Genomic DNA, 23052 nt, shown 5'->3' on the forward strand with positions numbered 1-23052 from the left:
GCTACGCCTCGTGCTCGCTCCAGAACCGCTCCAGCCCGAAGCCGAGCATGTCCGCGCTCACGGGCTGGAACTCCTCGCGCTCCGACTCGGGGAGGTACTCGCGGACGCCGTTCCACGACTCGCGGGCGTAGCGGGCGTCGACGAACGCTCGCACGCCCACCTCCTCGGGACCGCGGATCACCCGGCCGAGCGCCTGCCGCGCCTTCCGCACCGCGGGCACGGTGAGCGCCGTCTCGAACCCCTCGCCGAACTCGCGGTCGTACGCCGTCTTCACCGCCCGCGTCCGCGGCGAGGAGGTGTTGACGATGGGGACGCCACAGACCACCGCGGCCGCGAGGCGGTCGCCGCGGTAGTCGACCCCCTCGGTGAGCGTCCCGCGGATGCTCGTCACCAGCACCTTCGCGCCGCCCGCGAAGAACTCCGCCTTCAACTCCTCGGTCGCGTCGTCCGCGCTCGACTCGTCGAGCAACACCGGCTTGTCGACGCCCGGCCGCTCGGAGAGGGCGCCGGCCATCCACTCCGCCTCGCCGTAGCTCGGCATCCCCACGAGCACGTTCCCCGGCGTCGTCCGCGCCACCTCGGCGACCGCGTCGGCGTGCGCCCGCCTGGTCGGGGTGTCCTCGTCCCGGCGGCCGCGGTTCTCGTAGGTGAACTTGGGCGCGTCGACCGCGAACGACGCGCGGTTCCCCGCGGGGAAGCTCAGCCCGTAGGTGCGCTCGACCACCGGGCGGTCCTCGGCGTCGAGGTAGTTCAGCCCGGTCACCTCGCGGAACACGTCCAGCGGCGCGAGCGTCGCCGACATCAGGACGCCGCCGCCGAACTCCCCGAGGCGTTCGCCGATGGCGTCGGCGGGCACGCAGTTGTGTAGCGCCAGCCGCGCGTTGTACGCCCGCCGCCACGACTCCGGGGACTCCGTCTCGTCCCACGTGCGTTCGAGTTCGATCTCCCGGAAGTACGACTCGTGGCCGAGTCGGTGCCACGCGTTCAGCACGCGCGCCGCGGGGAGTATCGCCCGCTGTCTGTCCTCCTCTTCCGCCTCGTCGAGGATCCGGGAGACCACCGCGGCGACGTGTTCGGCGCGCGCCCACACCTTCCCGCCGTAGCCCGCGTCCGCCGCCCACAGGCTGATCTCGTCGTCGGCCGGTTCCTCGGGGTCGCGCAGCGGCAGTTCCGCGTCCGGGAGGTCGGTGAGGTCGGCGCGCCACCCGCGGTGTTCGCGGTCGAGGTGCGCCTCCACCCGGCGGTCGAGTTCCTCCCGCAGGTCGGCGACGAACTCCCGGGTCCGTTTCAGTTCGTCCAACCCGACCTCCGCGTCGGCGAGTTCCCCGCGCACGAGGTCCGCGTCGGTCGTCCCGGTCGCGCGCTTGCCCTCGTCTTCGAACTCGACGGGCTGGATCACCCGGGTCAGTTCGTTCTTGGCGTCCCGGAGGGTGGCGTCGCCGACGGCGTCGCTCACCAGGTCGCGGACGCGGGGTTCGAGCATGTGCGCCTCGTCGCAGACGACGAACGTCGAGTCGTCGAGCAGCGGCGCGGTGAACGTCCCCGCGGTCACGGGGTCGAACGCGTGGTAGTAGTTGCCGACGACCACCTCCACCTCGCCGAGGAGCGCCCCCATCATCGAGTGGGGGCAGGTCCCGTTGCCCGCCGACAGCCGCACGAGTTCCTCGGTGTCGATGAGGCCGGCGTCCGCGAAGTCGAACGGCACCGCCTCGCTCGGCTCGCCCTCCTCGGGCAAATCGTCGAGGTACTGCGCGTAGAAGGGGCAGAACTCGGTGCCGCCGTCGGCGCCCGCGTTCGACCCGTGTTCGGGCATCTCGGGCAGGTACGGCGTCGGCTCGCCCGCGGTTTCGAGGTAGGAGACGCCCGCCTCGCCGGTGTCGGCGATGCCGGTCTGGGCCCGTCTGGCCTGCTCGACCAGCGCGCCCGCGGTGGCGTCGCCCCCCTCGCCCGTGAGGTTCCGGGTGCGCTCGCGCAGTCCCTCACAGCGCTCGTACACGTTGCGCTCGTCGACCCCGCCCGCGTTCTCGCGGGCGTACGGGCAGACGTCGGCCTTCCCGACGAGCGTCAGCCCGGAGACGGGCCGCCAGTCGTCGGGCAGGTTCGCGTTCATCGTCTCGATGTCGGCCTCGAACTGGCGGAGCTGCTGTTTGACGCTGGTGAGCACGAGCACCCGCTCGAACTCCGAGTCGGGGTCGCGCACGAGGTGGACGCCCGCGGTGAGCGCGAGCATCGTCTTGCCCGTCCCGCAGGCGCCTTCCAACTGGAGGTAGCCCGACTCGCGGGCGGCCGCGACGGCCGCCTCGACGCCGTCCTCCTGTTCGGGGTAGGGGTGGTCGTGCCCGAACACCTCCCGCCACTCGTCGGCCTCGGTCACAGCGTTGATGGGGTTCGACACGGCTTCAGTCCGTCGATGGTCCCGCTCTCGGGGATAAACCCGCACCACCTCCCGACCCGCGCCGGCGGGTCCGGTCGCCCCGTCGCCCGCCTACCGGCCCGAGCGCCCGCCGCCGGTCGTCACGTTGCCGACCGAGGCGATGGCGGCCCGCGGGTCGACCCGGCGCGACGCGCCGTCGGCCGTCTCGCGCAGGATGCGTTCGGCCTCCGCGGACGTCAGGTCGCCGTGGGCGTCCGACTCCGCCATCCGGATGACCGTCCCGGCGACCAGCGGCGCGGCCGCGGAGGTGCCGCTGAGCCGCCCGGCGGCGTCCGTCGACACGCCGCCGACGGCGTTGACGTCCGAGGCGGAGCTGTACGGTTCGAGCCGTCCGTCGGCGCCGACGGCGCCGACGGCGATCACCCCCTCGGCGGTGGCGGGTGCGACCGCACTCCCCTCGGTGCCGGTGTACTCCAGCGTGTGGCTCGCCGAGAACAGGTCGACCGCTCCCCGCCCGGGGTCGCGCGCGTAGACGGCGACGTAGTAGTCGCCCGCCGGGAGCGTCGTGTCGATGGCCTCCGCGTTGCCCGACTCGCGGGTCGACTTGCCGACCACCGGGTCGCTCCGCCCCGGCAGGTCGCGGTAGAGGTAGAGGTCGTAGTCGGCGTCGCCCTCCCAGTAGAGCCGGAGGGTGACCCGCCCGTCGGTCGACCCGTCGCCGAGGCGGTTCCCCTGCGCTCCGGTGTCGACCCCGCTCTCGCTCCCGTTCGCCCCGCCGGCGTCGGTCCGCTCGGCGGCGTCGAACGAGACCCAGCCGGCGCCGGCGGGCGTGCCGCGCCAGTGCCGCTCGGCGTAGTTGCCCGCCGAGGTGACGAACACCGCGCCGCTGTCGGCGGCGCGTTCGGCGGCGGTGGCGATGCGGGCCATCCCGCGCGCCGTCGACGGGAAGTAGCTCCCCGCGTCGACGATGACGCTCACGTCGTTGTCGAGGAGCCACTCGACCGCCCGGTCGTACTCCCCGGGCGTCGGCCGGTGACCCACCGACGCGAGATACAGCCGCGCCGAGTCGCTCCGGTCGGCGATGACCTCCGCGACGGCCGCGTCGTGTTCGCCGCCACCCTCGACGGCGAGCAGTCGGTCGCCCACGCGGCGGTGGGCGTCGACCCGGCCGTCGAAGTAGGCGTGCGACCGGTCGAACGAACTCCCGATGACGCCGACGCGGACGCCCCCGTCGACCCGTTCCGGCTCGGCCGACCGCGCCGCCAGCCCGCTCGACTCGCTCGCGTTCGGCGGCGGGACGTCGTGGGTGGCGGGGACGGGCCGGACGCCGTCCGCGCCCGCGCCCCCGACGACCACGTCCGACGCGCCCCCCGGGGCGCTCGACAGCAGCAGCGCCACGAGCACCACCGCAACCAGCGGCGCGTACCGACGGCTCACGGTCGGCCACCCCCGAACCCGGAGCGTGCTCGTGCCCCCCGACCGTCGCCGGCCATCGTCGGGTCAGTCGGCCCGCGCGTACTCGACCGCGAGCACCGCACCCAACACGAGCAGTCCGCCCGCGAGGAACGCGACCCCCGGCGGCACCAGCCCCAACAGGGGGGCGGCCGCGCCGCCGACGGAGTCGCCGACCCGCGGAGCGCCCGCCGGACCGCCCAGCCCGCCGCCGGAGCCGAACGCCCACTGGACCGCCAGGCTCCCCACCCCGAGCAGGGCGGCGACCCCGACCAGTCCCCGGAGCGAGTCGAGGAACGACGAGCGGTCGTCGTCGCTCCCGACGGCGACCACCAGCCGCTCGTTCGACGGCTCGTACACCGTCATCTCGCGGCCCTTCACCGAGTAGCGGGTGCCCGCGTCGGTCACCAGTCCCGCGTCGTCGAGGTTGCCCAGGTGGTGGCGGACGTTCTGGACGGAGGTGTCCAGTCGGTCGGCGAGTTCGGAGGCGGTGTGCGGCTCCTCGTGGAGGGCGGTCAGCAGCGACCGGGCGGTGTCCGACGAGAGCGACCCGATGAGCGCGTCCGCCTCCTCGTCGTCGAGCCAGCAGACGCGCGTGCTCTCGGCGCTCCCGTTCCCGTCGCTCTCGTCGTCACCCCCGGTCCGTTCGGTCCCGTCGAGTTCGTCGGGCGCCGCTGTGCCCGTCTCGGCGGCGTCGTAGTCGCCGTCGCGGGCGTCGGCGTCCGACGGGAGCAGGCCTGACATACGCTGTCCTTTCACACACGTGAACTAAACGTTTCCGTCCTCCGGGAGGGTTCGCGCGGGTGGACGCCCCGTCGGCCACCGGCGCGTCGGCGGCGCTCGACACCCGCGGGCGGGGTCCGGCGGCCGGCCGACCGGCGGCCGACTCGCGGTCGCCGAGCGGGGGGTCGCGGCCGTCGGGGCCGGCCGATTTACGGCGGTCCCCTCCGAACGCCGACGCACTCATGATCACCACCGACCGGATGGCGATGGTGGACCGGAACGCCGCCGCGCTGGGCGTCCCGCGCAAGCAGTTGATGGAGTCGAGCGGCAACGCCGTCGCGCGCGCGGTCCGCGAGCGGGCGGAGGAGGGCGACCGCGTGACGCTGGTCTGCGGCCGCGGCAACAACGGCGGCGACGCGATGGTCGCCGCCCGCTTCCTCGAAGGGTTCGACCTCCGGGTGGTCCTGCTCGGCCGGCCCGAGACGATATCGACGCAGATCACCCGGGAGAACTGGGCGGCGCTCGGGGCGGCCGAGGTGCCGACCGAGACGGTGACCGACTCGCGGTCGTTCGACCTCGACGACCCCGACGTGGTCGTCGACGCGATGCTCGGCACCGGCGTGACCGGCGCGCTCAGGGAGCCCGAGGCGACCGTCGCGGAGGCGCTGAACGCCGCGGACGCGACGGTGGTCGCCGTCGACGTGCCGTCGGGCGTCGACGCCGACACCGGCGCGGCCGAGGGGGCCGCGGTCGACGCCGACGCGGTGGTCACGTTCCACGACACCAAGCCCGGCTTCGACGACTTCGACGCGGAGGTGGTCGTCGAGGACATCGGCATCCCCGACGCCGCCGAGACGTTCACCGGGCCGGGCGACCTGCTGTCGATCCGGCGGTCGCCCGGGGCGACGAAAGGCGACGCGGGCCGGGCGTTCGTGATCGGCGGCGGGCCGTACACCGGCGCGCCGGCGCTCGCCTCGCAGGCCGCGCTCCGGGCGGGCGTCGACCTCTCGTTCGTCGCGGTGCCCGAGTCGGTCAAGACGCCGATCCAGTCGTACGCCGAGGACCTGATCGTCCAGCCGTACGAGGGCGACCACCTCGCGCCCGACCACGTCGACGACCTGGTCGACACCGCGGAGTCGCACGACGACGTGGTCGTGATCGGCCCGGGGCTGGGGAGCCACGACGAGACGGTCGAGGCCGCAGAGCGGTTCCTCTCGGAGTTCGAGGGACGGGCGGTGGTCGACGCCGACGCGCTCCCGGTGATCCCGGAGGTGGACACCGACGCGACGCTGGTGTTGACGCCCAATCGGAAGGAACTGGTCGAACTCGGCGGGCCGGACGTGGACGACTTGCGCGCGAACCAAGCGGCGATAGCGGACCTCTCCGCGGAGTTGGGCCACGTGGTCCTCGCGAAGGCGAAGGACGACGTGATCACCGACGGCGAGCGGACCCGGGTCTGTCGGGCCGGTACCCCCGGGATGACCGTCGGCGGCACCGGCGACACGCTCGCGGGTATCACCGCCGCGATGCTCGCGACCCACGACCCGTTCGAGGCGGCGTGTATGGCGCCCCAGATCAACGGGAGTGCGGCCGAGGCCATCGCGGGCGAGGTGGGCGACGGTCTGCTCGCGTCGGACCTGCTCGACGCCATCCCGCGGGCGGTCTGGGGCGACGAGAGCGATGAGTGAACGCGACGAGGAGGGTTCGCCGGCCGCCGGTAGCGGGGAGGCGGGGTCGGACGCGGACCTGACCCACACCGACGAGTCGGGCGACGCCCGGATGGTCGACGTGGGGGAGAAGCCCGACACCGCCCGGCGGGCGGTCGCGCGCGGGACGATCCGCCTCCGCGAGTCCACCGCGAGGGCGGTCCGCGACGACGAGGTGGGGAAGGGGAACGTGCTCGCGACCGCCCGGGTGGGCGCCGTCCAGGCGGTCAAACACACCTGGGAGACGATCCCGCTGTGTCACCAGATCCCGGTCACGAACGTCGACACCGAGTTCGCGGTGGGCGACGACCGTATCACCCTGACGGTCGCCGTCGAGACCACCGGGAAGACGGGCTGCGAGATGGAGGCGCTCGAAGGCGTCACGACCGGGCTGAACGTCGTCTGGGACATGGTGAAGGCCGCCGAGAAGGACGACGACGGCGGGTACCCGGGGACGCGGATCGAGGGCGTCGAGGTCGTCTCCAAGGAGAAGCGCGCGCTCGAGTGACTCCCCGGTCCCGGCGCTCGACCACGGACGAGCGTCGCGCCCGCTCGGTACCGCGCGAGGTCGGCGCGGGGTCGACGAGCCACTCGAAGGCGACGAACGCGCCCACGGTGGTTCCGCCCCGCCCACCGGGAGTGGGCGCTTCGAGTCCCGCGCCGTCGTTCCCTTTCGGCCGTCGTCGCGCGGTCGGCGGGGGGATACCTTTTACCCCCGGCCGCGGTATCGGTATCCATGATCTCACTCGACGAGGCCGTGACCGCGCGGCTGGAGTCGCACGGCGCCCGCTTCGAGGTACTGATCGACCCCGACGCCGCGCTGGCGATCAAGCGCGGCGAGTTCGACGGCGAGTTGGAGGACGTGATCGCCGCCGAAGACGTGTTCGAGAACGCCTCCCGCGGCGACCGACCCGCCGAGGAGGACGTCGAGGAGGTGTTCGGGACGACCGACCCGCTGGAGATCATCCCCGAGGTGGTCAAGCGCGGCGACATCCAGGTCACCGCCGAACAGCGCCGGGAGATGCAAGAGCAGAAGCGGAAACAGCTGATCAACACGATCACCCGGAACGCGGTCAACCCGCAGATGGACGACGCCCCCCACCCGCCCGAGCGGATCGAACGGGCGCTCGAGGAGGCGGGGTTCCAGATCGACCCGATGGAGACCGTCGAGTCGCAGGTCGACGACGCCCTCGACGCGCTCCGACCGGTGATCCCGATCCGGTTCGACGAGGTGACGATCGCGGTCCAACTCCCCGCCGACTACGCGGGCAGCGGGCAGGCGAAGATCCGGGAGTTCGGCGACCTCGAACGCGAGGAGTGGCAGAGCGACGGCTCGTGGGTCGGCGTCGTGACGTTCCCCGCGGGGATGCAAAACGAGTTCTACGACCTCGCGAACGAGGTGTCGAGCGGCGAGGCGGAGACGCGGGTCGTCAAGGACGAGGACGACCTCAACACCACGCGGTAGCCGCCCTCTTCCCGAACTGTCGGTTTCTCGACGCGACACAAGGGCTATAGCTTCCCCGACCGCGTCCCCGTACGTGGACCGCTCTACCGCGCGCCTCCTCGCCTCCCTCGCCGGCGTCGCCGTCGGCGGCGGGACGTACTACTGGCTGGTCGCCGACCCGGTGTTCGCGGCCACCGTCGGCCTGTTCTGGGCGGTCGGGGTCGGACTCTCGGTCCGCCACCGCGAGTGGCTGTTCGCGTCGTCGGACGACTGGGACCGACGGCGCTGGTCGGGCGCGTTCGGCGGACTCGTCACGCTCGCGGTGCTGTTCGGCGTCGGCCCGTCGCTCCCGCTGTCGAACGACCTCCGGTTCGGGCTGGGGCTGTTGGTGTCGGGGGTCGCCCTGACGGCGACGAACCTCGGTATCGGGCTGGTGCTCGACGCCGACGACGGGACGGAGAGGGGGGAAGGAGCGGCGGCCGGCGGCGACGCGGCCGAGACCGAGGCCGCCTGACCGGCGGTCGCGTCCGTTCGCGTTCGCGTGCTCGCTATCCCCGCTTGAACCCGAGGAGGAAGCCGCCGGTGAACCCCGCGGAGACGGAGAGCGTCGACAGCAGCGTCTCGACCCACGAGGGGGGCGTGCCCGCGGCGGCGTCCTCGCTGGCGCTCACGAACCCGGCCGTGAGCTTCTCCCAGTCGACGGTGAGGATCTCGCGGGATTCGAGGAACTTGAACAGCGCGAGTTCCAGCCCCACGAGCACCGCGATCAGTTTCGCCACCTTCTTCGCCGCGAACCCGACGATCCCCCCCACGACCGCCCCCGACCCGAACTCCAACCCCAACTGCCTCGGGTCGATACTTATCTGGAGCGTTGCGACGTCCAACATACCCGCCTATTACCGGCTACGGTTAAGTCGTTTGTGGGTCCCTACCCGGTCGCGTCGGCGGGAGCTTCAAGACGCCGGACCGCGTAGTCGCGCGTATGCGACACACGGAACTCGAAGCGTCCGAGCGGCGTGCGGCCGAACGCGAGGTGGCGGGCGCCCGTCCCTGAGGGCGTGCCGGCCGTCGTCGCGAAGCGGGTCGACCGCGGGAGCGCCAGCCTCGGCGAGATAACCGACCTCGCGGCGGCGGCGGGTTACGAGGTGGTCGGCACGCTGACGCAGACCCGCGAGGAGGATGCCGCCTACCACTTCGGCGAGGGGAAGGCGGACGAACTCGCCCGACTCGTCGTCGAGACGCGCGCGGAGGCGGTCATCGTCGACAACGAAGTCGGTCCCTACCAGACGTTCAACCTGGGACGGAAGCTCCCGGAGGACGTCGAGGTGATCGACCGGTTCACGCTGATACTCGACATCTTCGGCCAGCGGGCGAACACCCGGAAGGCACAGTTACAGGTCGAACTCGCGGAGTTGCGCTACGAACTCCCGCGCGCGGAGGTGAAGGCGAGCCTCGCCAAGCGCGACGAGCGCCCCGGGTTCATGGGGCTGGGCGAGTACGACGAGTCGCGCGAGCGCGACATCAAGTCGCAGATATCGCGGATCGACGACGAACTCGCCGACATCGCCGACAAGGAGGAGGAGCGCCGCGCCCGCCGGCGGGAGTCGGGGTTCGACCTCGTGGCGCTGGCGGGGTACACCAACGCGGGCAAGTCGACGCTGATGCGGCGGCTGGCCGCGGAACTCGACGTCGACGAGAACGACGACCGCCACCCGGACCTCGAGGAGACGGCGGAGTCGGAGGACATGCTGTTCACCACGCTCGGCACCACCACCCGCCGCGCCGACACCGGGAAACGGGACGTCCTCTTGACCGACACGGTGGGGTTCATCTCCGACCTGCCCCACTGGCTGGTCGAGTCGTTCCGGTCGACGCTCGACTCGGTGTACCACGCGGACCTCGTCCTCCTGGTGGTCGACGGGAGCGAACCCGTCCCGGAGATGCGCGAGAAGTTGGTCACCTCCCACGACACGCTGTACGAGCGGAACGAGGCGCCGATCGTGACGGTGTTCAACAAGACCGACCGGCTGAGCGAGGAGGAACTCGGCGAGAAGCGCGAGGCGCTGTCGGCGCTCGCGCCCGACCCGGTCACCGTCTCGGGGTTGACCGGCGCGAACGTGGGCGACCTCCGCGAGCGCATCGAGTCGGAACTCCCCGACTGGAAGCGCGAGCGCCTGCTGCTCCCGCTGACCGACGACGCGATGAGTCTGGTGTCGTGGGTCCACGACAACGGCCACGTCGAACGCGAGGAGTACGGCGACGAGGGCGACCACGTCACCCTGGAGTTCGAGGCTCGGCGGTCGGTGGTCGAACGGGCGCGCGCCCGTGCGGCCGAACTCGGTTCCCCCGAGGCGGGCGCGGAGTCGGCGTAGCGCCGCCCGCGGCGGCCGCGCCGCGGGTGCCGGTGCCGTAGCGCCGCCCTACGCCGCCCGGCGGCGGGGGCGACGCCCGCGTAACGGCGCCCTACGCCCGACGAAGGGACCGCCGAGCCGTCGGGAACGGGGGGCGTAACTAATCCCGTCGCTCGGCAGGTGCGAGTATGTCGATCGAAGGCGTGTTCCACGTCGTGTGTCACGACTGCCCAACCGAATCGCTCCGGTACACGGAGTCGGACGCCGAGAACACCGCGGCGGCGCACACCGACTCCACCGACCACCACGTCTCCGTCGGGCGGCTTGAGTAGTCGGGACGGGGACCCAGCCGAACCGTCCCCCGTCGCCACCGGCGTCGGGACCACACCACGTATACGGCCGGCCGTCCGTGGTCGCCGTATGTCGCCCGACGCCGCCGCGGACGTTTCCGACCGCCTCGAAGCCTGCCGAACCGCCGCCGAGCGCGGCGGCCGCCTCGCACTCGACTCGTTCCGGACCGATCTGACCGTCGAGACGAAGGCCGACCCGATGGACGCGGTGACGGAGGTGGACCGCGCGGTCCAGCGGGAGGTCATCGACTACCTCGACGAGCGCTACCCCGACGAGCCGGTGGTCGGCGAGGAGGAGGACGCGCTGAAGGAGGTGCCCGCCGAGGGACCCGCCTGGGTGGTCGACCCCATCGACGGGACGAGCAACTACGTCGCGGGCAACCGCAACTGGGTGACCAGCGTCGCGTTCGTCCGCGACGGCGAGGGGGTCGTCGCCGTCAACGCCATGCCCGCGACCGGCGACACGTACGCCGCGGGCGCCGACGGGACGACCCGCGACGGCGACCCCGCGACGACCAGCGACCGGACCGACCCCGCGTCGTTCCTCGTCCACCCCATCTTCGGGCGCTCGCGGACCGAGCGACGGGAACTCGTCGCGGCCGTCGAGACGGCGATGGAGGAGTTCGGCGACGCCCGCCGGGTCGGCGCCGCGCAGGCGGCGCTGTCGGGGGTGGCGTGCGGCGAACTCGAAGCCGCGGTGTCGACGGTGACGCTCAACGACTGGGACACGGTCGCGGGCGTCCACCTGGTCCGGCGGGCGGGCGGAACCGTCACCGACGCGCGCGGCGACCGGTGGACGCCCGGCGCCGACGGGCTACTCGCGTCGAACGGCGAGGCGCACGGACGGCTGGTCGAGGCGTTCGACCCGGCCGACGGCGCGTGAGAGGGCGGGCGCGCGGACGCGGAGAACGAGCGGAGCGCGCGACCGACGGTCGTAGCCCAGCGGGCGATGTCGACTCCCGAGTTACCGCAGCGACTCGACCACGTCGAGTAGGTCCTCCTTCTCCTGGACGCCGACGAGGCGTTCGGCCTCCTCGCCGTCGGCGTAGAACTGGAGCGCGGGGATGCCGCGGACGCCCGCCTCCTGTGCGAGCGCCTGGTGTTCGTCGACGTCGACTTTCAGCACGGTGAGGTCGTCGACCTCCGCGGCGAGTTCCTCGACGGTGGGCGCGAGCATCTGACACGGGCCACACCAGTCGGCGTGGTAGTCGACGAGGACGATGCCCTCGGACGTGAGTTCCTCGAACTGCTCGGTGCTCTCGACGTGAACCGGTTCGGAACGCGAAGTCTGGCTGCTCACGCACTGAGTTCGCACGGTCGGGGTATAACGGTTCCACGTGCGTGCCGGGCGAGCGCACGACCGTCGCGCGGTCTGACCGCCCCCCGGAGCCGGGGTCAGACCCGATACGAGAGCAGCACGCCGTCGTCCAGCCGTTCGACCTCGACGAGTTCCAGGTCGGCGAACCCGTCGACGAACCCCTCGCCGTCGGCGAGCGTCGGCGCGTCGCGGCCGCCGACCAGCAGCGACCCGACGTACAGCGTGAGTTCGTCGACCAGCCCGGCCGCGAACAGCGAGAAGATGAGCTCGCCGCCGCCCTCGACCATGAGGCGGTCGACCCCGCGGTCGCCGAGTTCCGCGAGCGCCGCCGACAGGTCGACGCGCCCGCTCGCGCCGTCGCCCCCATCCGCGTCCCTGCCCGCGCTGTCGTTCCCGCTCGCATCCCCGTCCCCGCTCGCGCCGTCGTCGGCGCCCGCTCGCCCGTCCTCGGGGTCCCTCCCGTCGGCGCCGACCACGACCACCTCCGCGCCCGCGTCGTCGAGCGCGTCAACCGCGTCGGGGTCGGCGCGGTCGGTCACGAGCACGTACGTCTCGGCGGCGTCGTCGAGGACGCGCGCGTCGGGCGGCGTCCGGGCGCGGGAGTCGGCGACCACCCGCGCGGGGTTGCCCGGCCGGCCGTTACGGAGGCGGTGGACCCGGCGGTCCTCCTCGTCGACCGTGAGCTGCGGGTCGTCCGCGAGCACCGTCCCGACGCCGACCATGACCGCGTCGGCGGCGGCGCGGATCCGGTCGACCCGGTCGAAGTCGGCGGCGCCGCTGATGGCGACCTGGTCGCGCCGGCGCGAGGAGAGTTTGCCGTCGGCCGAGACGGCGGCGTTGACGTGGACGTACACGGGTACGGTGTGGCGGGTCGCTCGGCGGCTACGCCCTGTAGCCGACGGCCCGCTTCTGGTCGACCTCTATCTCGACGTGGACCGAGTCGGGGAACTCCATGTGGCCCACCTCGCGGGCGATGTGGTCGTTGCCGTGGATCTCCAGGCGGCGGGCGAACACCTCGTACCCCCACGACCCGAGTTCGGCGCCGGGGGCGAGCCGGTCGTACAGCGGGACGCGCACCCGTTCGGACGGCTCGGTGTGCGGGCCTTTACACTCGGCGCCCTTGCGTTCGAGCATCTCGCGGAGGCTGTCGACGGTGTCGTCGAGAGCGTCCCGGTCGCCGCTCTGGAACCGGAGTTTCGTGACGAAAGGCATGGTTGGGTCTAAAGGCACGTAGGAACGCCGACGCCTAAAAGCGCACCTACCTCCGTCCGTCGCGCCCGCGACGCGGGCGACGGCTGGGCGGGCGAGTGGTGGGAGCGTGGACGTCCGCGACGGGGGTCGAGCGCGCCGTGACCGGCGGTCCCGGCCGGGAAACTCGGCCAGCCACGGTCGTAGCTCCGATATTCTCTTATGACGGGGTCGCTTATCCACCCGTAATGCCGGTCGAAGCGACCAGTGCTGGAGCCATCCTCTTCCGCGACACCCGCGACCGCAGGGAGTACCTACTCCTGAAGAGCCGACCCGGGGACTGGGAGTTCCCGAAAGGGGGCGTCGAGGGGGAAGAGGAGCTTCAGCAGACGGCGATCAGGGAAGTACAGGAAGAAGCCGGAATAGCCGAGTTCAGACTCATCGACGGGTTCCGCGAGGAGTACAACTACGTGTTCGAGGCCGGGGGGAACACCATCCACAAGACGGTCCACCTGTTCATCGCCCACTCGTTCGAGGCGAGCGCGGAGCTGTCGAACGAGCACCGCGACCTCCAGTGGCGCGACTACGAGCAGGCGCTCAACACCATCACCCAGGACGGCCCGCGCGACATCCTCCGGGAGGCGCACGACTACCTCGACGCGTTGGACGCCGACGAGAACTACCTCCTCGGCCAGCAGTCGGGCTGAGCTGTCGCGGCGGTAGCCGGCCGACGCGCGAGCGGCCGGCCGGCGGGGCCGATGCCCCGCCGGAGCGGTAGCCACGGCCGTCGGCGGAGGCCCCGCACGCCGGCCCGGGTTCGCGGCCGCGACGGGTCCACCGAAACCGCTATCGGAGCGTCCGCCCGACGGTGTGGCGTGTACTCGGGCGCGGGCGACAGCGAGTTCTCGTTCGAGCTGTCGGTGTGTCGGTGGGCCGAACTCGCGTGGCACCCCGTCGCGGGCGACCGGCCGGCCGTCGTCGCGCGCCAACTCGGCACGCGCGAGCGCCGCTGGGACACGGTGGTGCTGGAGGTCGACCCCGGCGCGTTCGCCGCCCGTCGCCGCCTCGGCGAGCGGGGACTCGACCGCGACCTCCTGCGGGTGGTCCGCGGCGCGCCCGCCGACTACGAGTGGTACCGCGACGCGCTCGACGATCCGGGGTTCCCGTGGCGGTACGTCCGCGAGGCGGTCCACCGCGCCGCCGACCGCGGGCTGGTCGAGACGCGGACGGGCGCGAACGGCCGCGTCGAGTTCCGCCGGCAGCCCGAGGACCCGCCGTACCCCGACTGGGTCGAACGGGTCGTCGTCGTCGAGAACAAACCCGACCTCGACGCGAGCGCCGCGAGCGCGCTCGCGGGCCAGTTGCGCCACGACGTCGACGCGGGGTTCGCCGACGAGGTGTGGCTGGCGACCGGCGCGACGGGGCGGCGGGTGTCGCCCGCGCTCTTGGAAGACACGCCGGTCGAGGCGGGCGTACTGGAGTTCGACTTCTCCGCGGGCGTCGACGCGGGCGCCGCGGAGGTGGTGTGGGGCCCGGCGCGACTCGACGCCGACGCCGACCCGGACCGACGGCTCGAACTCGCCGAGCGGGCGTACGGGACGGGCTGGCGCGACTTCCGGGAGACGATGCGCCCCGACTGCCGGTCGTTCTCGCTCCGGCGGGCGGGGCGGGCGCTACTCCCCCACTGCGGGGCGAAGGGGCGTCACCAGACCGCCGCGGAGTGTTCCGGCTCCTGTCGGCAGTTCGCGCCCGAGCCGCCGGGCTGGCGGGTCGGCGGGTGGCCCGTCGAGGGGGGACCGGGGAAGGGGGTCCGGGCGCTGTTGGCGCGGCGGCGCGAGCGCGAGCGTGACCGCGCCGCCGCGGACGGAGGTGCGGGCGACGCCGGGGAGTCGGCCGCGGGGCGGTCGGACTGAGCCGTCGGCGGGCGCACTCCGGGTCCGCTACTCGCTGACTTCCACGTCGACGGCGTCGCGGTCGACCGACAGCCGGAACGTCGGGACGGTGCGGTACTCCACCTCGACGACGCCCTTCCGGCGGAGGCTCTGGAGCGCCTGCCGGACGTCCTCGGCCTCGGGGTCGGCGCCGAACCGGTCGCGCACCTTGTGGAGCACCGACACCACGGACTCGGAGCGCTCGTCGGGACCGGGCGCGACGGCGAACACCTGCGCGTGGAGTTCGGGCACCCGGATCCGGTCGGGGACGCCGCCCCCGTCGCCGTCGTCCTCGACGCCGGGGTCGACGCCCGTGCGGTCCGCCGCCTCGCTCGTCGCGCGGATGAGGCTGTTGTCGTCGCGGTAGTAGTAGTCCGAGAGGTGGGTCTCGAGGTACTGGTGGACCTCGCTCCCGCCCTCCATCCCCCACCGCTCTTGGAGTTCGGAGTTCTTGGTCGGCTGGAGGCGGACGACGTCCGCGAGGCGGTCCAACTCCTCGTCGGTGAGGCTCATCGCCGGGGCGTTCCGCCCGGGAGTATTTGGTCCCCCCGGTTCCGCGCGGTTCCGGCGCGGTTCCCCGTTCGTGCGGTCACCGCCCCGTGCGGTCGCCCCGCGGGGTCGAGGACGGAGGACCGGGTCGGACGCCGCTCCCCGTCGCCCGGTCGGGTCGGCGGACGCCCCCGGACGAGCGGCACCGTCGCGCGGTCGGGCCGCGCCGACCCTGTACGGTTTAGTCGCCGCCAGTCGACTCGACGGGTATGAGTGACACGGAGGCGCTCCGCGTCGACACCACCGGCGACGTGGCGACGATCACAGTCGACCGCCCGAGGAAACACAACGCGCTGAACTACCGGACGCTGGAGGCGCTCGTGGCCGCCGTCGACGAGGCCGAGGCGGCGGACGCGCGGGTGCTGGTCCTGACGGGCGCGGGCGAGGAGGCGTTCGTCGCGGGCGCCGACATCGCGGCGATGGCGGAGTTCTCGACGCCCGAGGCGCAGGCGTACGCCGAACTCGGCCACCGCGCGGCCCGCAAACTGGAGACGTTCCCCGCGCCGACGGTCGCGGCGGTGAACGGCTACGCGTTCGGCGGCGGGATGGAACTCGCGCTCGCCTGCGACCTCCGGGTCGCCGCCCAGAACGCCGTCTTCGGCCAGACCGAACTCGACCTCGGCATCATCCCGGGGTGGGGCGGGACCCAGCGACTCCCCCGGCTGGTCGGCGACGAGGTGGCGCGCCGGCTGATATTCTTCGGCGAGCGGATCGACGCGACCGACGCCCACGAGTACGGGCTGGTCGGCGAGGTGGTCGCCGGCGACCAGTTGGACGACCGGGTCGAGACGCTGTCCGCGGAACTGGCGGCCCAGCCGCGGTTCGCGCTCCGGGCGGCGAAGGAGGCGCTCAACGCGGCCAACGAGGGGTCGGCGTCGGCCGGGCTGGCCCACGAGCGGCGGGCGTTCTCGGGGCTGTTCGGGACGCACGACCAGCGCGAGGGGATGGAGGCGTTCGTCGAGAAGCGCGACCCCGAGTTCGAGTAAAGCGTCGCCGAGCGAGCAACCGGAGGGAGCGAGCGAGGCGACGGAACTACGTCGGCGCAGCCCGAGGACCGCGCCGCCCACAGAATGGGCATCGTCGACGGAGGGAGCGAAGCGACCGACCGAGACGACGGGAGCGGGCGGTCCGCTCACAGGAGACCGCGTTCAGTCGCCGAGTCCCGGAACGACGCTCGTCTCCTCTACGTCCACCGTCTCGTCCACCTGCGTGACCACGAGCACGAGCGTGACCACCGCCAGCGCCGCGCCGACGACGAACGGGGTGGCGAATCCGAACGTCCCGCCGACGAGGTAGCCCGACGCGAGCGGACCGACGGCGACGCCCAGCCCGAACGCCATCGTGAGCACGGAGAGGGTGGTGCCGGAGCCGCCCTCCTTCGCCAGGTCGCCCGCGAGCGCGAGCGACGGCGCGAACACCATCGCGACGCCGACCCCCTGGACGAACCGCGCGAGAACCATCGCGGCGGGGGCGGCCAGTCCCGCGCCGACGAGTTCCGCCGAGACGAACCCCTGCGCGAGCGTCGACGGGACGAGGAGGACGGCGCCGGCGACGAGGAACGGTTTGCGGCCGTAGCGGTCGCTCCCGCGGCCGACCGGGATCTGAAAGAGGACGTTCGCGAGTGTGACCGCGCCGAACTCCAGACCGAACAGCAGCGGGTTCTGGCCGAGGCGGGCGTTGATGCTCTCTTGGAGCGTGGCGAACAGCGAGATGCCGACCGCCATACAGACGGTGGCGACGCCGAGGGTGAACACCGGGTCGAGCAGGTGGCGTCCCTCGGGGTCGAACACCGCGACAGAGAGGTCGTCGCCCGCGCTCGCGTCCGTCCGCTCGGGGTCGGAGACGAACGCGGCGACGAGCGCGAACGACACCGCGGCGCCCGCGACGGCGACGGCGAACGCGGCGTCGAAACTGTACGTCTCGACGACGACGCCCGCGACGATGGGACCGAGTCCGAATCCGATGAGCCGGAACGTGTTGAACACGCCGAAGTTCCCCCCGCGCTCGTCGCCCGCCGCCACCTCGTTGACGAGCGCGACGGTCGCGGGGATGGTACACGCCGCGCCGACGCCCTGTACCATCCGGAGGACGACGACGGTCAGGTAGTTCGTCGCGAACAGCAGCGCGCCGCTGGCGGCGCCCAGCAGAACCAGCCCCCCGAGCACGAACGCCCGCCGCCTGCCGGTCCGGTCGGAGAGCCGGCCGGTGAGCGGTTGGGTGAACGAGTTGAGGAAGCCGAACAGCGACAGCGCGAAGCCGATGAGTAACGGCTTGGTCACGTCAAGCGTCACCCCGGCGAGGGCGTAGCTCCCGATCAGCGCGTCGAGCGGCACCTGCTGGCTCCCGACGAACAGCGGCAGGACGACGATGAGAAACGAGTTGCCGATGGAGTCGGCCATCCGCGCGAACCCGAGCGCGAGCACGCGGCGGTCGGTGTCGAGAATACCCATCGACCCGTCGGTAGCGGGCCGACGGAAAACCGGTTCCGACCGCCGACGCGGATTGCCGGCTGTCGCCGCCGGCGCGGGGTGCTGGCTGTCGCCGGCGCGTCCGTCGCATCACGACTCTCACGCCCGTCGCACCGCGTCCTCGCGCCCGTCGCGGCCGAACCGGCCCGAGCGGGTTCGGCGCCGTCGATCGGTTCCATGCCTGCGGTCTCCGCCGCGGACGACGAGCGACCGTCGTGGCGGCAGGTTTACGCCGCGAGCCGACGATACGTGATCCATGTCACGCGTCAAACTCTCGCGAGTCGAATCGCTGTTCGAGGAGCTGTCGTACCCCATCGCGCGCGAACGGGCCGCCGACGAGTTCGTGGACACGACGGTCACGTACGCCGACGGCGAGGGGAACCTGGGGGAACTCGTCTCGCAGTGTCCGAGCGCGGAGTTCGCGGGGTCGGACGAACTGCTCGCCGACCTCAACAACGTGTTACCGGTCGAGGCGGTGGGCGAACCCGGCCAGTCGGAAGGCGACGCGTAGCGGCGCGGAGCGGCGGCTACACCCCCGGAGCGCAACCCCGTCAGTTAAATATCGGGACCGACGACAGGCCGGGTATGGAGTTCTGCGACGAGTGCGGTTCGATGATGAAAACGGACGGGGACAAGTGGGTCTGTCCGAACGGCCACGAGAAACTCCGCGACGAGGCGAAGGAGGCGGCGATGACGACGACCGAGGGGCAGGAGTCGGGGGAAGTCGTGGACGTCTCCGACGTCGACGACTCCGAGATCGGGCCGACGGTCGAACAGAAGTGCCCCGAGTGCGACGAGGTTCGAACCGTGCGCTACGAGATGAAACAGATCCGCTCGGCCGACGAGTCCGAGACCCGATTCTTCACGTGTACGGTCTGCGGGCACAAGTGGCGCGAGGACGACCACTGAGCCGCGGGCGGTGACGGATGCGGCCGTGGCGGTCCGGCGAGTGGTCGGTCCGACGGACCGACGCGGTCGACGACCCCGAGCGGCCCCGCGTCACTCCGCGCCGCCGTCGGCGTCGTCGGGGTCGACCACCCGCTTGCCCGTCTCCTGCGGGACCACCCGGCGCTCGGCGTCGGCCCACTCCCGTTCCAACTCGCGCCCCTCGAACAGTCGGTCGAGGAACACCGCCAGCCCCGCCACCTCCGAGTGGGGCTGGTTGGTGACGCCGACGTTGAAGTCGGCGTGCTCGTAGAAGTCGAACGGCACCTTCTCGCCGCCGACTACCACGAGGAGCGGCCCCTCGGCGTGCGCCTCCCGAACCTCCCGCTCTACGTCTTGGACCCGCTCGCCGTACATCGTGAGGTGGACGACCGGTCCCTCCCAGTCGCGGGTGAACGCGCGCTGGTCGTCGCGGAGTTCCACCTCGAACGGCCCGCCGAAGCGGTCGGTCACCCCCCGGACGGTGTCCGCGGCCTGGCCGGCGTTGTCGGGGAACACCACCCGGTCGGCTCCGAGCGCCCGCGCGGTGAGCCCGACGTGGGTCGTCATCCGGTCGTCCCGGCCCGGCCGGTGGCCGTAGCGGAGGACGGTGACGCGGCTGTCGTCCATGCGGGGTGGACAGCCCGCGCCGGTAAGGGCGGTTCGCTTCGCCGCCGGGCCGAGTCACGTTTGTCCGTCCGGTCCCGAGGGCCGTCGATGACGGACCGACCCGAAGCGCTCGCGGGCGTCGACGGCGTCGACCGCTCCGGGCGGACGGCGCTCGTCACCGGGTCCACCTCGGGGGTGGGCCGGGAGACGGCGCTCGCGCTGGCCCGCCTCGGCGCGGACGTGGTCGTCCACAGGCGCGACCGGGCGGCCGGCGAGCGGGTCGTCCGCGCCGCCGAGCGCGCGGGCGGCGAGGCGACGTTCCACCGCGCGGAGTTCGCCGACCCAGACGCGGTGGACGCGCTCGCGCGCCGGGTTCGCGCCGACGTCGACCCGCTCGACCTCGTGGTCCACGCCGCGGGCGCACACTTCCCGGAGGGGACGCTGGTCGACGCGGGCGCCGCCCGCGTCGAGCGGACGTTCGCGGTGAACCACCTCGCGCCGTTCCGGCTGACGACACGGCTCCGCGACCGCCTCGCGCCCGACGTCCGGGTGGTCGTCGTCGCCTCGCGGCTCCACTCGCGCGCCGACGGCGCGTTCGACGTTCGGTCGGTCGACGGCTACGACGGGCTGGCGGCGTACGCCCGGTCGAAACTCGCGAACGTGCTGTTCGCGCGCGGGCTCGCCGACCGCCTCGACGGGTCGGTCGCGACCGCCTGCCACCCGGGGTTCGTCCCCGACAGCGGGCTGTGGCGGAACGCGTCGCTCCCGGTGTCGCTCGGCGTGCGCGCGCTCTCGCGGCTCCCCAGGCGGCTCGTCCCGTTCGTCGACACGGCCGCGGAGGCGGCCGCGACGCCGACGTACCTCGCGGCCGCGCCCCGACCCCCGGACTCGGGTGCGTACGTCGTCGACTGCGAGCGGGCGGAGCCGGCGCCCGCCGCGACCCGACCGGGCGCGGCCGACGACCTGTGGGCGCACAGCGAGGACCTGACCGGGCTGACGTGGGCGTAGCGTCGCCGCCAGACGGCGGCGCCCGACGCGCACACGGCGGACGTGTCGACTCACCGGAAGACACTTGGGTCGACCGGGGGACCGACGGGCATGGAGCTTTCGGGCAAGACGGTACTCGTCACGGGCGGCGCCGGCCTCATCGGATCGCACCTCGCGGTCGAACTCGACGCCGACAACGAGGTCCGGGTCGCGGACGACCTCTCGACGGGGAAGCGCGAGCGCCTCCCCGACTCGGTCGACTTCCGCGAGTGTGACCTGCTCGACGAGGACGCCGTCGACGCCGTCGTCACCGACGACCTCGACGTCGTGTTCCACCTCGCGGCCCACCCGTCGGTCAACGACGACCAGCCGCGGACGCAGGTCGAGGAGAACGCCGACATGACGTACAACCTCCTCGAAGCCATGGCGGACGCGGGCGTCACGAACGCCGCGTTCACCTCCTCGTCGGTGGTGTACGGCGAGGCGCCGCGGCCCACCCCCGAGGACTACGCGCCGCTCGAACCGATCAGCGAGTACGGCGCGTCGAAACTCGCAGACGAGAGCCTCCTCTCCGTGTACGCCCACAAGTACGACTTCACGGTGTGGACCTACCGGTTCGCCAACATCGTCGGACCCGGCGCGCGCGGCAGCGTCGTCCCCGACTTCATCGAGAAACTCCGCGCGGACCCCGAGTCGCTCACCATCCTCGGCGACGGCCGCCAGGAGAAGTCGTACATGCACGTCGACGACTGCGTCGACGCGATGTGTCACGTGGTCGAACACGCCGACGGAGCCGTCAACACGTACAACCTCGGGACGCGCACCACCACCTCCGTGACCCGGATCGCCGACATCGTGAGCGACGTAGTCGGGGTCGACCCCGACTACGAGTACACCGGCGGCGAACGCGGCTGGGCGGGCGACGTCCCGCGGATGCGCCTCTCCATCGAGAAGCTCTCCGCGCTCGGCTACGAGCCGCCGGGGTCGAGCGACGAGGCGGTCCGGCGGGCGGCCGAGGACCTCGCCGATGAGATCCGCTGAGATCCGTTGAAACTCGCTGAGCCCCGCTGAGCGCCCCCGAGTGTCCGCTCAGCGGCCGTCGAGTCGTCCGGTGAGCGCTCGGCTGCGGCCGATCAGTCCGCGCCCGCCGATCAGTCGGCGCCCGCACCGGTCGCGTCGCCGTACGCGCCGTTCTCGCCGGGCGTCACCGCCCGTTCCAGCCCCGCGAGTCCGACGACGAGCAGGAGACAGACCGCGACCAGCGCCGGCCACAGCAGGTGCGAGACGCCGTAGTCGAAGAACAGCCCGCCCGCGAACGAGCCCAGTCCGATGCCGAGCCGTTTCGCGGTTTCGAGCACCGACAGCTGCGTGCCGCGCTCGGCGGTCGTCCCCAAGTCCGACATCAGCGCCGACGCGAGCGGCGCGTGGAGTATCTCGCCGAGCGTCCGCACGACGAGGTGGCCGCCGACCAGCCCGACCCCGAGGAGGACGAGCGGCACCGTCAGCCCCGCGCCCGCCGGCACCGCGAGCGCGTCCGCGCCCCACGCCGACAGCATCGACGCCGCCCACAGACACGCCGACACCATCAGCCCGCGGGTGCGCCGCCAGCCGTCGACGGCGCTCACGAGCGGGATCTGGAGCGCGACGATGGTCAGCGGGTTGAGCACGTACAGCGTCCCCAACTGGGAGGCGGTGAGACCCAGCCCCTGCTTGGCGACGACGGGGACCGTCGTCTGCATCTGCGCGTACATCAGCGCGAACCCGAGGTTCAGCGCCGCGAGCGCGAGCACGCGCGGCCGGGTCGCCGCGCGCCACCACGCCGCGAGGCCGGACGCCGACCGTCCGTCCGAACCGGCCGACCCGGTCGTCTCGGCGCCGGCGTCGGCCGCGTTCTCACCCGCGACCCGCGGCACGAACAGCAGGAGGAGCACGGCGACGACGCCGGAGGTCAGCCCGTCGCCGACGAACACGGCGACCGACGCGACCGAGTAGAGGACGCCCCCGACGACGAACCCGGCGCCGAACCCCGTGTTGTTCGCCACCTTCAGGAGTGCGTACCCCCGGTCGCGCTCGCCGTCGTCGGTGAGGTCCGCGGTCATCGCGGAGGCGGCGGGGGTGTACAGTCCGCCCACCAGTCCCGAGACGACGCAGACGCCGACGAACGCCAGCCCCAGCGGGGAGACGCCGACGGCGCCCGCGACCCCGGCGGGGAGGGCGGCGGCGAGGCCGGGCACGACCGCGAACGCGGCGAGTGCGATCGCCGACAGCGCCATCGAGGCGACCATCACCGGCTTGCGGCCCACCGCGTCCGCGAGGTAGCCGCCGACGACCGTCCCCACGGCCGTGGTGACGCTCTTGGCGCCGAGCCCCAGTCCGACCACCGCGAGCGCGATACCGACCCGGAAGTGGAAGTGGACCGTGGCGAACGGGTAGACCAGCCCGGCGCCGAACACGTTGACCAACTGCCCGAGCGCGACCACGTACACCGCGCGGTCGAACCCCCGGACGGCGTCGAGCGACGGGCGTCTCACGGTGCCGGGTCGGGGTCCGACCCACCTCAACCGACCGGTTCCGGCGCGGACCGCCGGGTCGCGCCGACCCGTCCGTGGTCCGGCGCGACCGCCCCGCGCCGGCCGGGCGCGCCGCCGGCCGTCCCGGGTCAGGCGCGCACCGACGCG

25 protein-coding genes are annotated in these 23052 nt (G+C 72.8%); 14 read left to right on the forward strand and 11 right to left on the reverse strand.

Annotation, left to right across the window (positions count from 1 at the left end; genetic code table 11):
• Position 1: 1 nt before the first annotated feature.
• The 3 genes from K933_RS12880 to K933_RS12890 all read right to left on the reverse strand — a co-directional run bounded on the left by K933_RS12880 (position 2) and on the right by K933_RS12890 (position 4570).
• Positions 2-2395, reverse strand: coding sequence for an ATP-dependent DNA helicase (locus tag K933_RS12880; RefSeq protein WP_023395178.1), 2394 nt, complete (start codon positions 2393-2395; stop codon positions 2-4).
• A 90-nt stretch (positions 2396-2485) separates the two neighbouring features.
• Entirely contained in the window at positions 2486-3811 is a 1326-nt protein-coding gene (locus K933_RS12885; protein ID WP_080509281.1) for a S8 family serine peptidase, read from the reverse strand.
• Positions 3812-3874: 63 nt separating this feature from the next.
• On the reverse strand, positions 3875-4570 hold the full coding sequence (locus tag K933_RS12890; RefSeq protein ID WP_023395180.1) for an ArsR/SmtB family transcription factor: 696 nt from the start codon (positions 4568-4570) through the stop codon (positions 3875-3877).
• A gap of 221 nt (positions 4571-4791) precedes the next feature.
• Between K933_RS12890 and K933_RS12895 the strand changes: the two genes are divergently transcribed.
• From K933_RS12895 to K933_RS12910, 4 genes are all read left to right on the forward strand, one after another.
• A complete protein-coding gene (locus tag K933_RS12895; RefSeq protein ID WP_023395181.1) occupies positions 4792-6237 on the forward strand; it encodes a bifunctional ADP-dependent NAD(P)H-hydrate dehydratase/NAD(P)H-hydrate epimerase in 1446 nt (481 codons plus the stop codon).
• Entirely contained in the window at positions 6230-6763 is a 534-nt protein-coding gene (moaC, locus tag K933_RS12900; protein WP_023395182.1) for a cyclic pyranopterin monophosphate synthase MoaC, read from the forward strand. Before K933_RS12895 ends, moaC begins: the two co-directional genes overlap by 8 nt.
• Before the next feature lie 228 nt (positions 6764-6991).
• A complete protein-coding gene (locus tag K933_RS12905; protein WP_023395183.1) occupies positions 6992-7720 on the forward strand; it encodes a ribosome assembly factor SBDS in 729 nt (242 codons plus the stop codon).
• A 73-nt stretch (positions 7721-7793) separates the two neighbouring features.
• Positions 7794-8213, forward strand: coding sequence for a hypothetical protein (locus K933_RS12910; protein ID WP_023395184.1), 420 nt, complete (start codon positions 7794-7796; stop codon positions 8211-8213).
• Between the two features lie 34 nt (positions 8214-8247).
• Here K933_RS12910 and K933_RS12915 read toward each other — a convergent pair whose 3' ends face one another.
• Positions 8248-8586 (reverse strand): FUN14 domain-containing protein, encoded by a 339-nt coding sequence (locus tag K933_RS12915; RefSeq protein WP_023395185.1) that lies wholly within the window; start codon positions 8584-8586, stop codon positions 8248-8250.
• Positions 8587-8757: 171 nt separating this feature from the next.
• On the opposite strand from K933_RS12915, the gene hflX reads away from it, so the two are divergent.
• The 3 genes from hflX (at position 8758) to K933_RS12925 (ending at position 11283) form a co-directional block, all read left to right on the forward strand.
• On the forward strand, positions 8758-10071 hold the full coding sequence (gene hflX / locus K933_RS12920; RefSeq protein WP_023395186.1) for a GTPase HflX: 1314 nt from the start codon (positions 8758-8760) through the stop codon (positions 10069-10071).
• A gap of 167 nt (positions 10072-10238) precedes the next feature.
• Positions 10239-10382, forward strand: coding sequence for a hypothetical protein (locus K933_RS18805; protein WP_200862326.1), 144 nt, complete (start codon positions 10239-10241; stop codon positions 10380-10382).
• A gap of 88 nt (positions 10383-10470) precedes the next feature.
• Positions 10471-11283, forward strand: coding sequence for an inositol monophosphatase family protein (locus tag K933_RS12925; protein ID WP_023395187.1), 813 nt, complete (start codon positions 10471-10473; stop codon positions 11281-11283).
• Positions 11284-11364: 81 nt separating this feature from the next.
• Here K933_RS12925 and trxA read toward each other — a convergent pair whose 3' ends face one another.
• From trxA to K933_RS12940, 3 genes are all read right to left on the reverse strand, one after another.
• Positions 11365-11700 carry a thioredoxin gene (trxA, locus tag K933_RS12930; RefSeq protein ID WP_023395188.1) on the reverse strand — a complete coding sequence of 112 codons (336 nt, stop codon included), beginning with the start codon at positions 11698-11700 and terminating at the stop codon, positions 11365-11367.
• 95 nt (positions 11701-11795) lie between these two features.
• Positions 11796-12572, reverse strand: coding sequence for a dihydrofolate reductase family protein (locus tag K933_RS12935; RefSeq protein WP_023395189.1), 777 nt, complete (start codon positions 12570-12572; stop codon positions 11796-11798).
• A gap of 28 nt (positions 12573-12600) precedes the next feature.
• The gene (locus K933_RS12940; RefSeq protein WP_023395190.1) at positions 12601-12930 is read right to left on the reverse strand and encodes an uS10/mL48 family ribosomal protein; all 330 of its coding nucleotides are present in this window, start codon (positions 12928-12930) and stop codon (positions 12601-12603) included.
• 224 nt (positions 12931-13154) lie between these two features.
• Between K933_RS12940 and K933_RS12945 the strand changes: the two genes are divergently transcribed.
• Entirely contained in the window at positions 13155-13613 is a 459-nt protein-coding gene (locus K933_RS12945) for a bis(5'-nucleosyl)-tetraphosphatase (protein WP_023395191.1), read from the forward strand.
• 168 nt (positions 13614-13781) lie between these two features.
• Positions 13782-14819, forward strand: coding sequence for a DUF5787 family protein (locus tag K933_RS12950; RefSeq protein WP_023395192.1), 1038 nt, complete (start codon positions 13782-13784; stop codon positions 14817-14819).
• Positions 14820-14846: 27 nt separating this feature from the next.
• Here K933_RS12950 and K933_RS12955 read toward each other — a convergent pair whose 3' ends face one another.
• Positions 14847-15350 (reverse strand): DUF5797 family protein, encoded by a 504-nt coding sequence (locus K933_RS12955; protein ID WP_023395193.1) that lies wholly within the window; start codon positions 15348-15350, stop codon positions 14847-14849.
• A 245-nt stretch (positions 15351-15595) separates the two neighbouring features.
• Between K933_RS12955 and K933_RS12960 the strand changes: the two genes are divergently transcribed.
• Positions 15596-16372 (forward strand): enoyl-CoA hydratase/isomerase family protein, encoded by a 777-nt coding sequence (locus tag K933_RS12960; RefSeq protein WP_023395194.1) that lies wholly within the window; start codon positions 15596-15598, stop codon positions 16370-16372.
• A gap of 162 nt (positions 16373-16534) precedes the next feature.
• On the opposite strand, the gene K933_RS12965 is transcribed toward K933_RS12960, so the two are convergent.
• Entirely contained in the window at positions 16535-17836 is a 1302-nt protein-coding gene (locus K933_RS12965) for an MFS transporter (RefSeq protein WP_023395195.1), read from the reverse strand.
• A 274-nt stretch (positions 17837-18110) separates the two neighbouring features.
• Here K933_RS12965 and K933_RS12970 point away from each other — a divergent pair, with 274 nt between their 5' ends.
• Positions 18111-18365 (forward strand): DUF5789 family protein, encoded by a 255-nt coding sequence (locus K933_RS12970; RefSeq protein WP_023395196.1) that lies wholly within the window; start codon positions 18111-18113, stop codon positions 18363-18365.
• A 74-nt stretch (positions 18366-18439) separates the two neighbouring features.
• Positions 18440-18763, forward strand: a complete 324-nt coding sequence (locus K933_RS12975) for an RPA12/RPB9/RPC11 RNA polymerase family protein (RefSeq protein WP_023395197.1) — start codon at positions 18440-18442, stop codon at positions 18761-18763.
• Positions 18764-18853: 90 nt separating this feature from the next.
• On the opposite strand, the gene K933_RS12980 is transcribed toward K933_RS12975, so the two are convergent.
• Positions 18854-19408 (reverse strand): tRNA (cytidine(56)-2'-O)-methyltransferase, encoded by a 555-nt coding sequence (locus tag K933_RS12980; protein WP_023395198.1) that lies wholly within the window; start codon positions 19406-19408, stop codon positions 18854-18856.
• An 87-nt stretch (positions 19409-19495) separates the two neighbouring features.
• Between K933_RS12980 and K933_RS12985 the strand changes: the two genes are divergently transcribed.
• Both K933_RS12985 and K933_RS12990 read left to right on the forward strand, forming a co-directional pair.
• On the forward strand, positions 19496-20395 hold the full coding sequence (locus tag K933_RS12985; protein WP_023395199.1) for an SDR family NAD(P)-dependent oxidoreductase: 900 nt from the start codon (positions 19496-19498) through the stop codon (positions 20393-20395).
• Between the two features lie 90 nt (positions 20396-20485).
• A complete protein-coding gene (locus K933_RS12990) occupies positions 20486-21415 on the forward strand; it encodes an NAD-dependent epimerase/dehydratase family protein (RefSeq protein WP_023395200.1) in 930 nt (309 codons plus the stop codon).
• A gap of 110 nt (positions 21416-21525) precedes the next feature.
• Here K933_RS12990 and K933_RS12995 read toward each other — a convergent pair whose 3' ends face one another.
• Positions 21526-22905, reverse strand: coding sequence for an MFS transporter (locus K933_RS12995; RefSeq protein ID WP_023395201.1), 1380 nt, complete (start codon positions 22903-22905; stop codon positions 21526-21528).
• Positions 22906-23052 lie beyond the last annotated feature (147 nt).

Origin of the sequence: Candidatus Halobonum tyrrellensis G22 (genome assembly GCF_000495475.1) — an archaeon.
GTDB lineage: Archaea > Halobacteriota > Halobacteria > Halobacteriales > Haloferacaceae > Halobonum > Halobonum tyrrellense.

Bases quoted from the DNA above. Each gene is read 5' to 3' on its own strand.
- K933_RS12890 (WP_023395180.1), bottom strand. From the start codon at position 4,570: ATGTCAGGCCTGCTCCCGTCGGACGCCGACGCCCGCGACGGCGACTAC.
- K933_RS12895 (WP_023395181.1), top strand. From the start codon at position 4,792: ATGATCACCACCGACCGGATGGCGATGGTGGACCGGAACGCCGCCGCG.
- moaC (WP_023395182.1), top strand. From the start codon at position 6,230: ATGAGTGAACGCGACGAGGAGGGTTCGCCGGCCGCCGGTAGCGGGGAG.
- K933_RS12905 (WP_023395183.1), top strand. From the start codon at position 6,992: ATGATCTCACTCGACGAGGCCGTGACCGCGCGGCTGGAGTCGCACGGC.
- K933_RS12915 (WP_023395185.1), bottom strand. From the start codon at position 8,586: ATGTTGGACGTCGCAACGCTCCAGATAAGTATCGACCCGAGGCAGTTG.
- K933_RS18805 (WP_200862326.1), top strand. From the start codon at position 10,239: ATGTCGATCGAAGGCGTGTTCCACGTCGTGTGTCACGACTGCCCAACC.
- K933_RS12925 (WP_023395187.1), top strand. From the start codon at position 10,471: ATGTCGCCCGACGCCGCCGCGGACGTTTCCGACCGCCTCGAAGCCTGC.
- K933_RS12940 (WP_023395190.1), bottom strand. From the start codon at position 12,930: ATGCCTTTCGTCACGAAACTCCGGTTCCAGAGCGGCGACCGGGACGCT.
- K933_RS12945 (WP_023395191.1), top strand. From the start codon at position 13,155: ATGCCGGTCGAAGCGACCAGTGCTGGAGCCATCCTCTTCCGCGACACC.
- K933_RS12955 (WP_023395193.1), bottom strand. From the start codon at position 15,350: ATGAGCCTCACCGACGAGGAGTTGGACCGCCTCGCGGACGTCGTCCGC.
- K933_RS12960 (WP_023395194.1), top strand. From the start codon at position 15,596: ATGAGTGACACGGAGGCGCTCCGCGTCGACACCACCGGCGACGTGGCG.
- K933_RS12965 (WP_023395195.1), bottom strand. From the start codon at position 17,836: ATGGGTATTCTCGACACCGACCGCCGCGTGCTCGCGCTCGGGTTCGCG.
- K933_RS12970 (WP_023395196.1), top strand. From the start codon at position 18,111: ATGTCACGCGTCAAACTCTCGCGAGTCGAATCGCTGTTCGAGGAGCTG.
- K933_RS12975 (WP_023395197.1), top strand. From the start codon at position 18,440: ATGGAGTTCTGCGACGAGTGCGGTTCGATGATGAAAACGGACGGGGAC.
- K933_RS12980 (WP_023395198.1), bottom strand. From the start codon at position 19,408: ATGGACGACAGCCGCGTCACCGTCCTCCGCTACGGCCACCGGCCGGGC.
- K933_RS12985 (WP_023395199.1), top strand. From the start codon at position 19,496: ATGACGGACCGACCCGAAGCGCTCGCGGGCGTCGACGGCGTCGACCGC.
- K933_RS12990 (WP_023395200.1), top strand. From the start codon at position 20,486: ATGGAGCTTTCGGGCAAGACGGTACTCGTCACGGGCGGCGCCGGCCTC.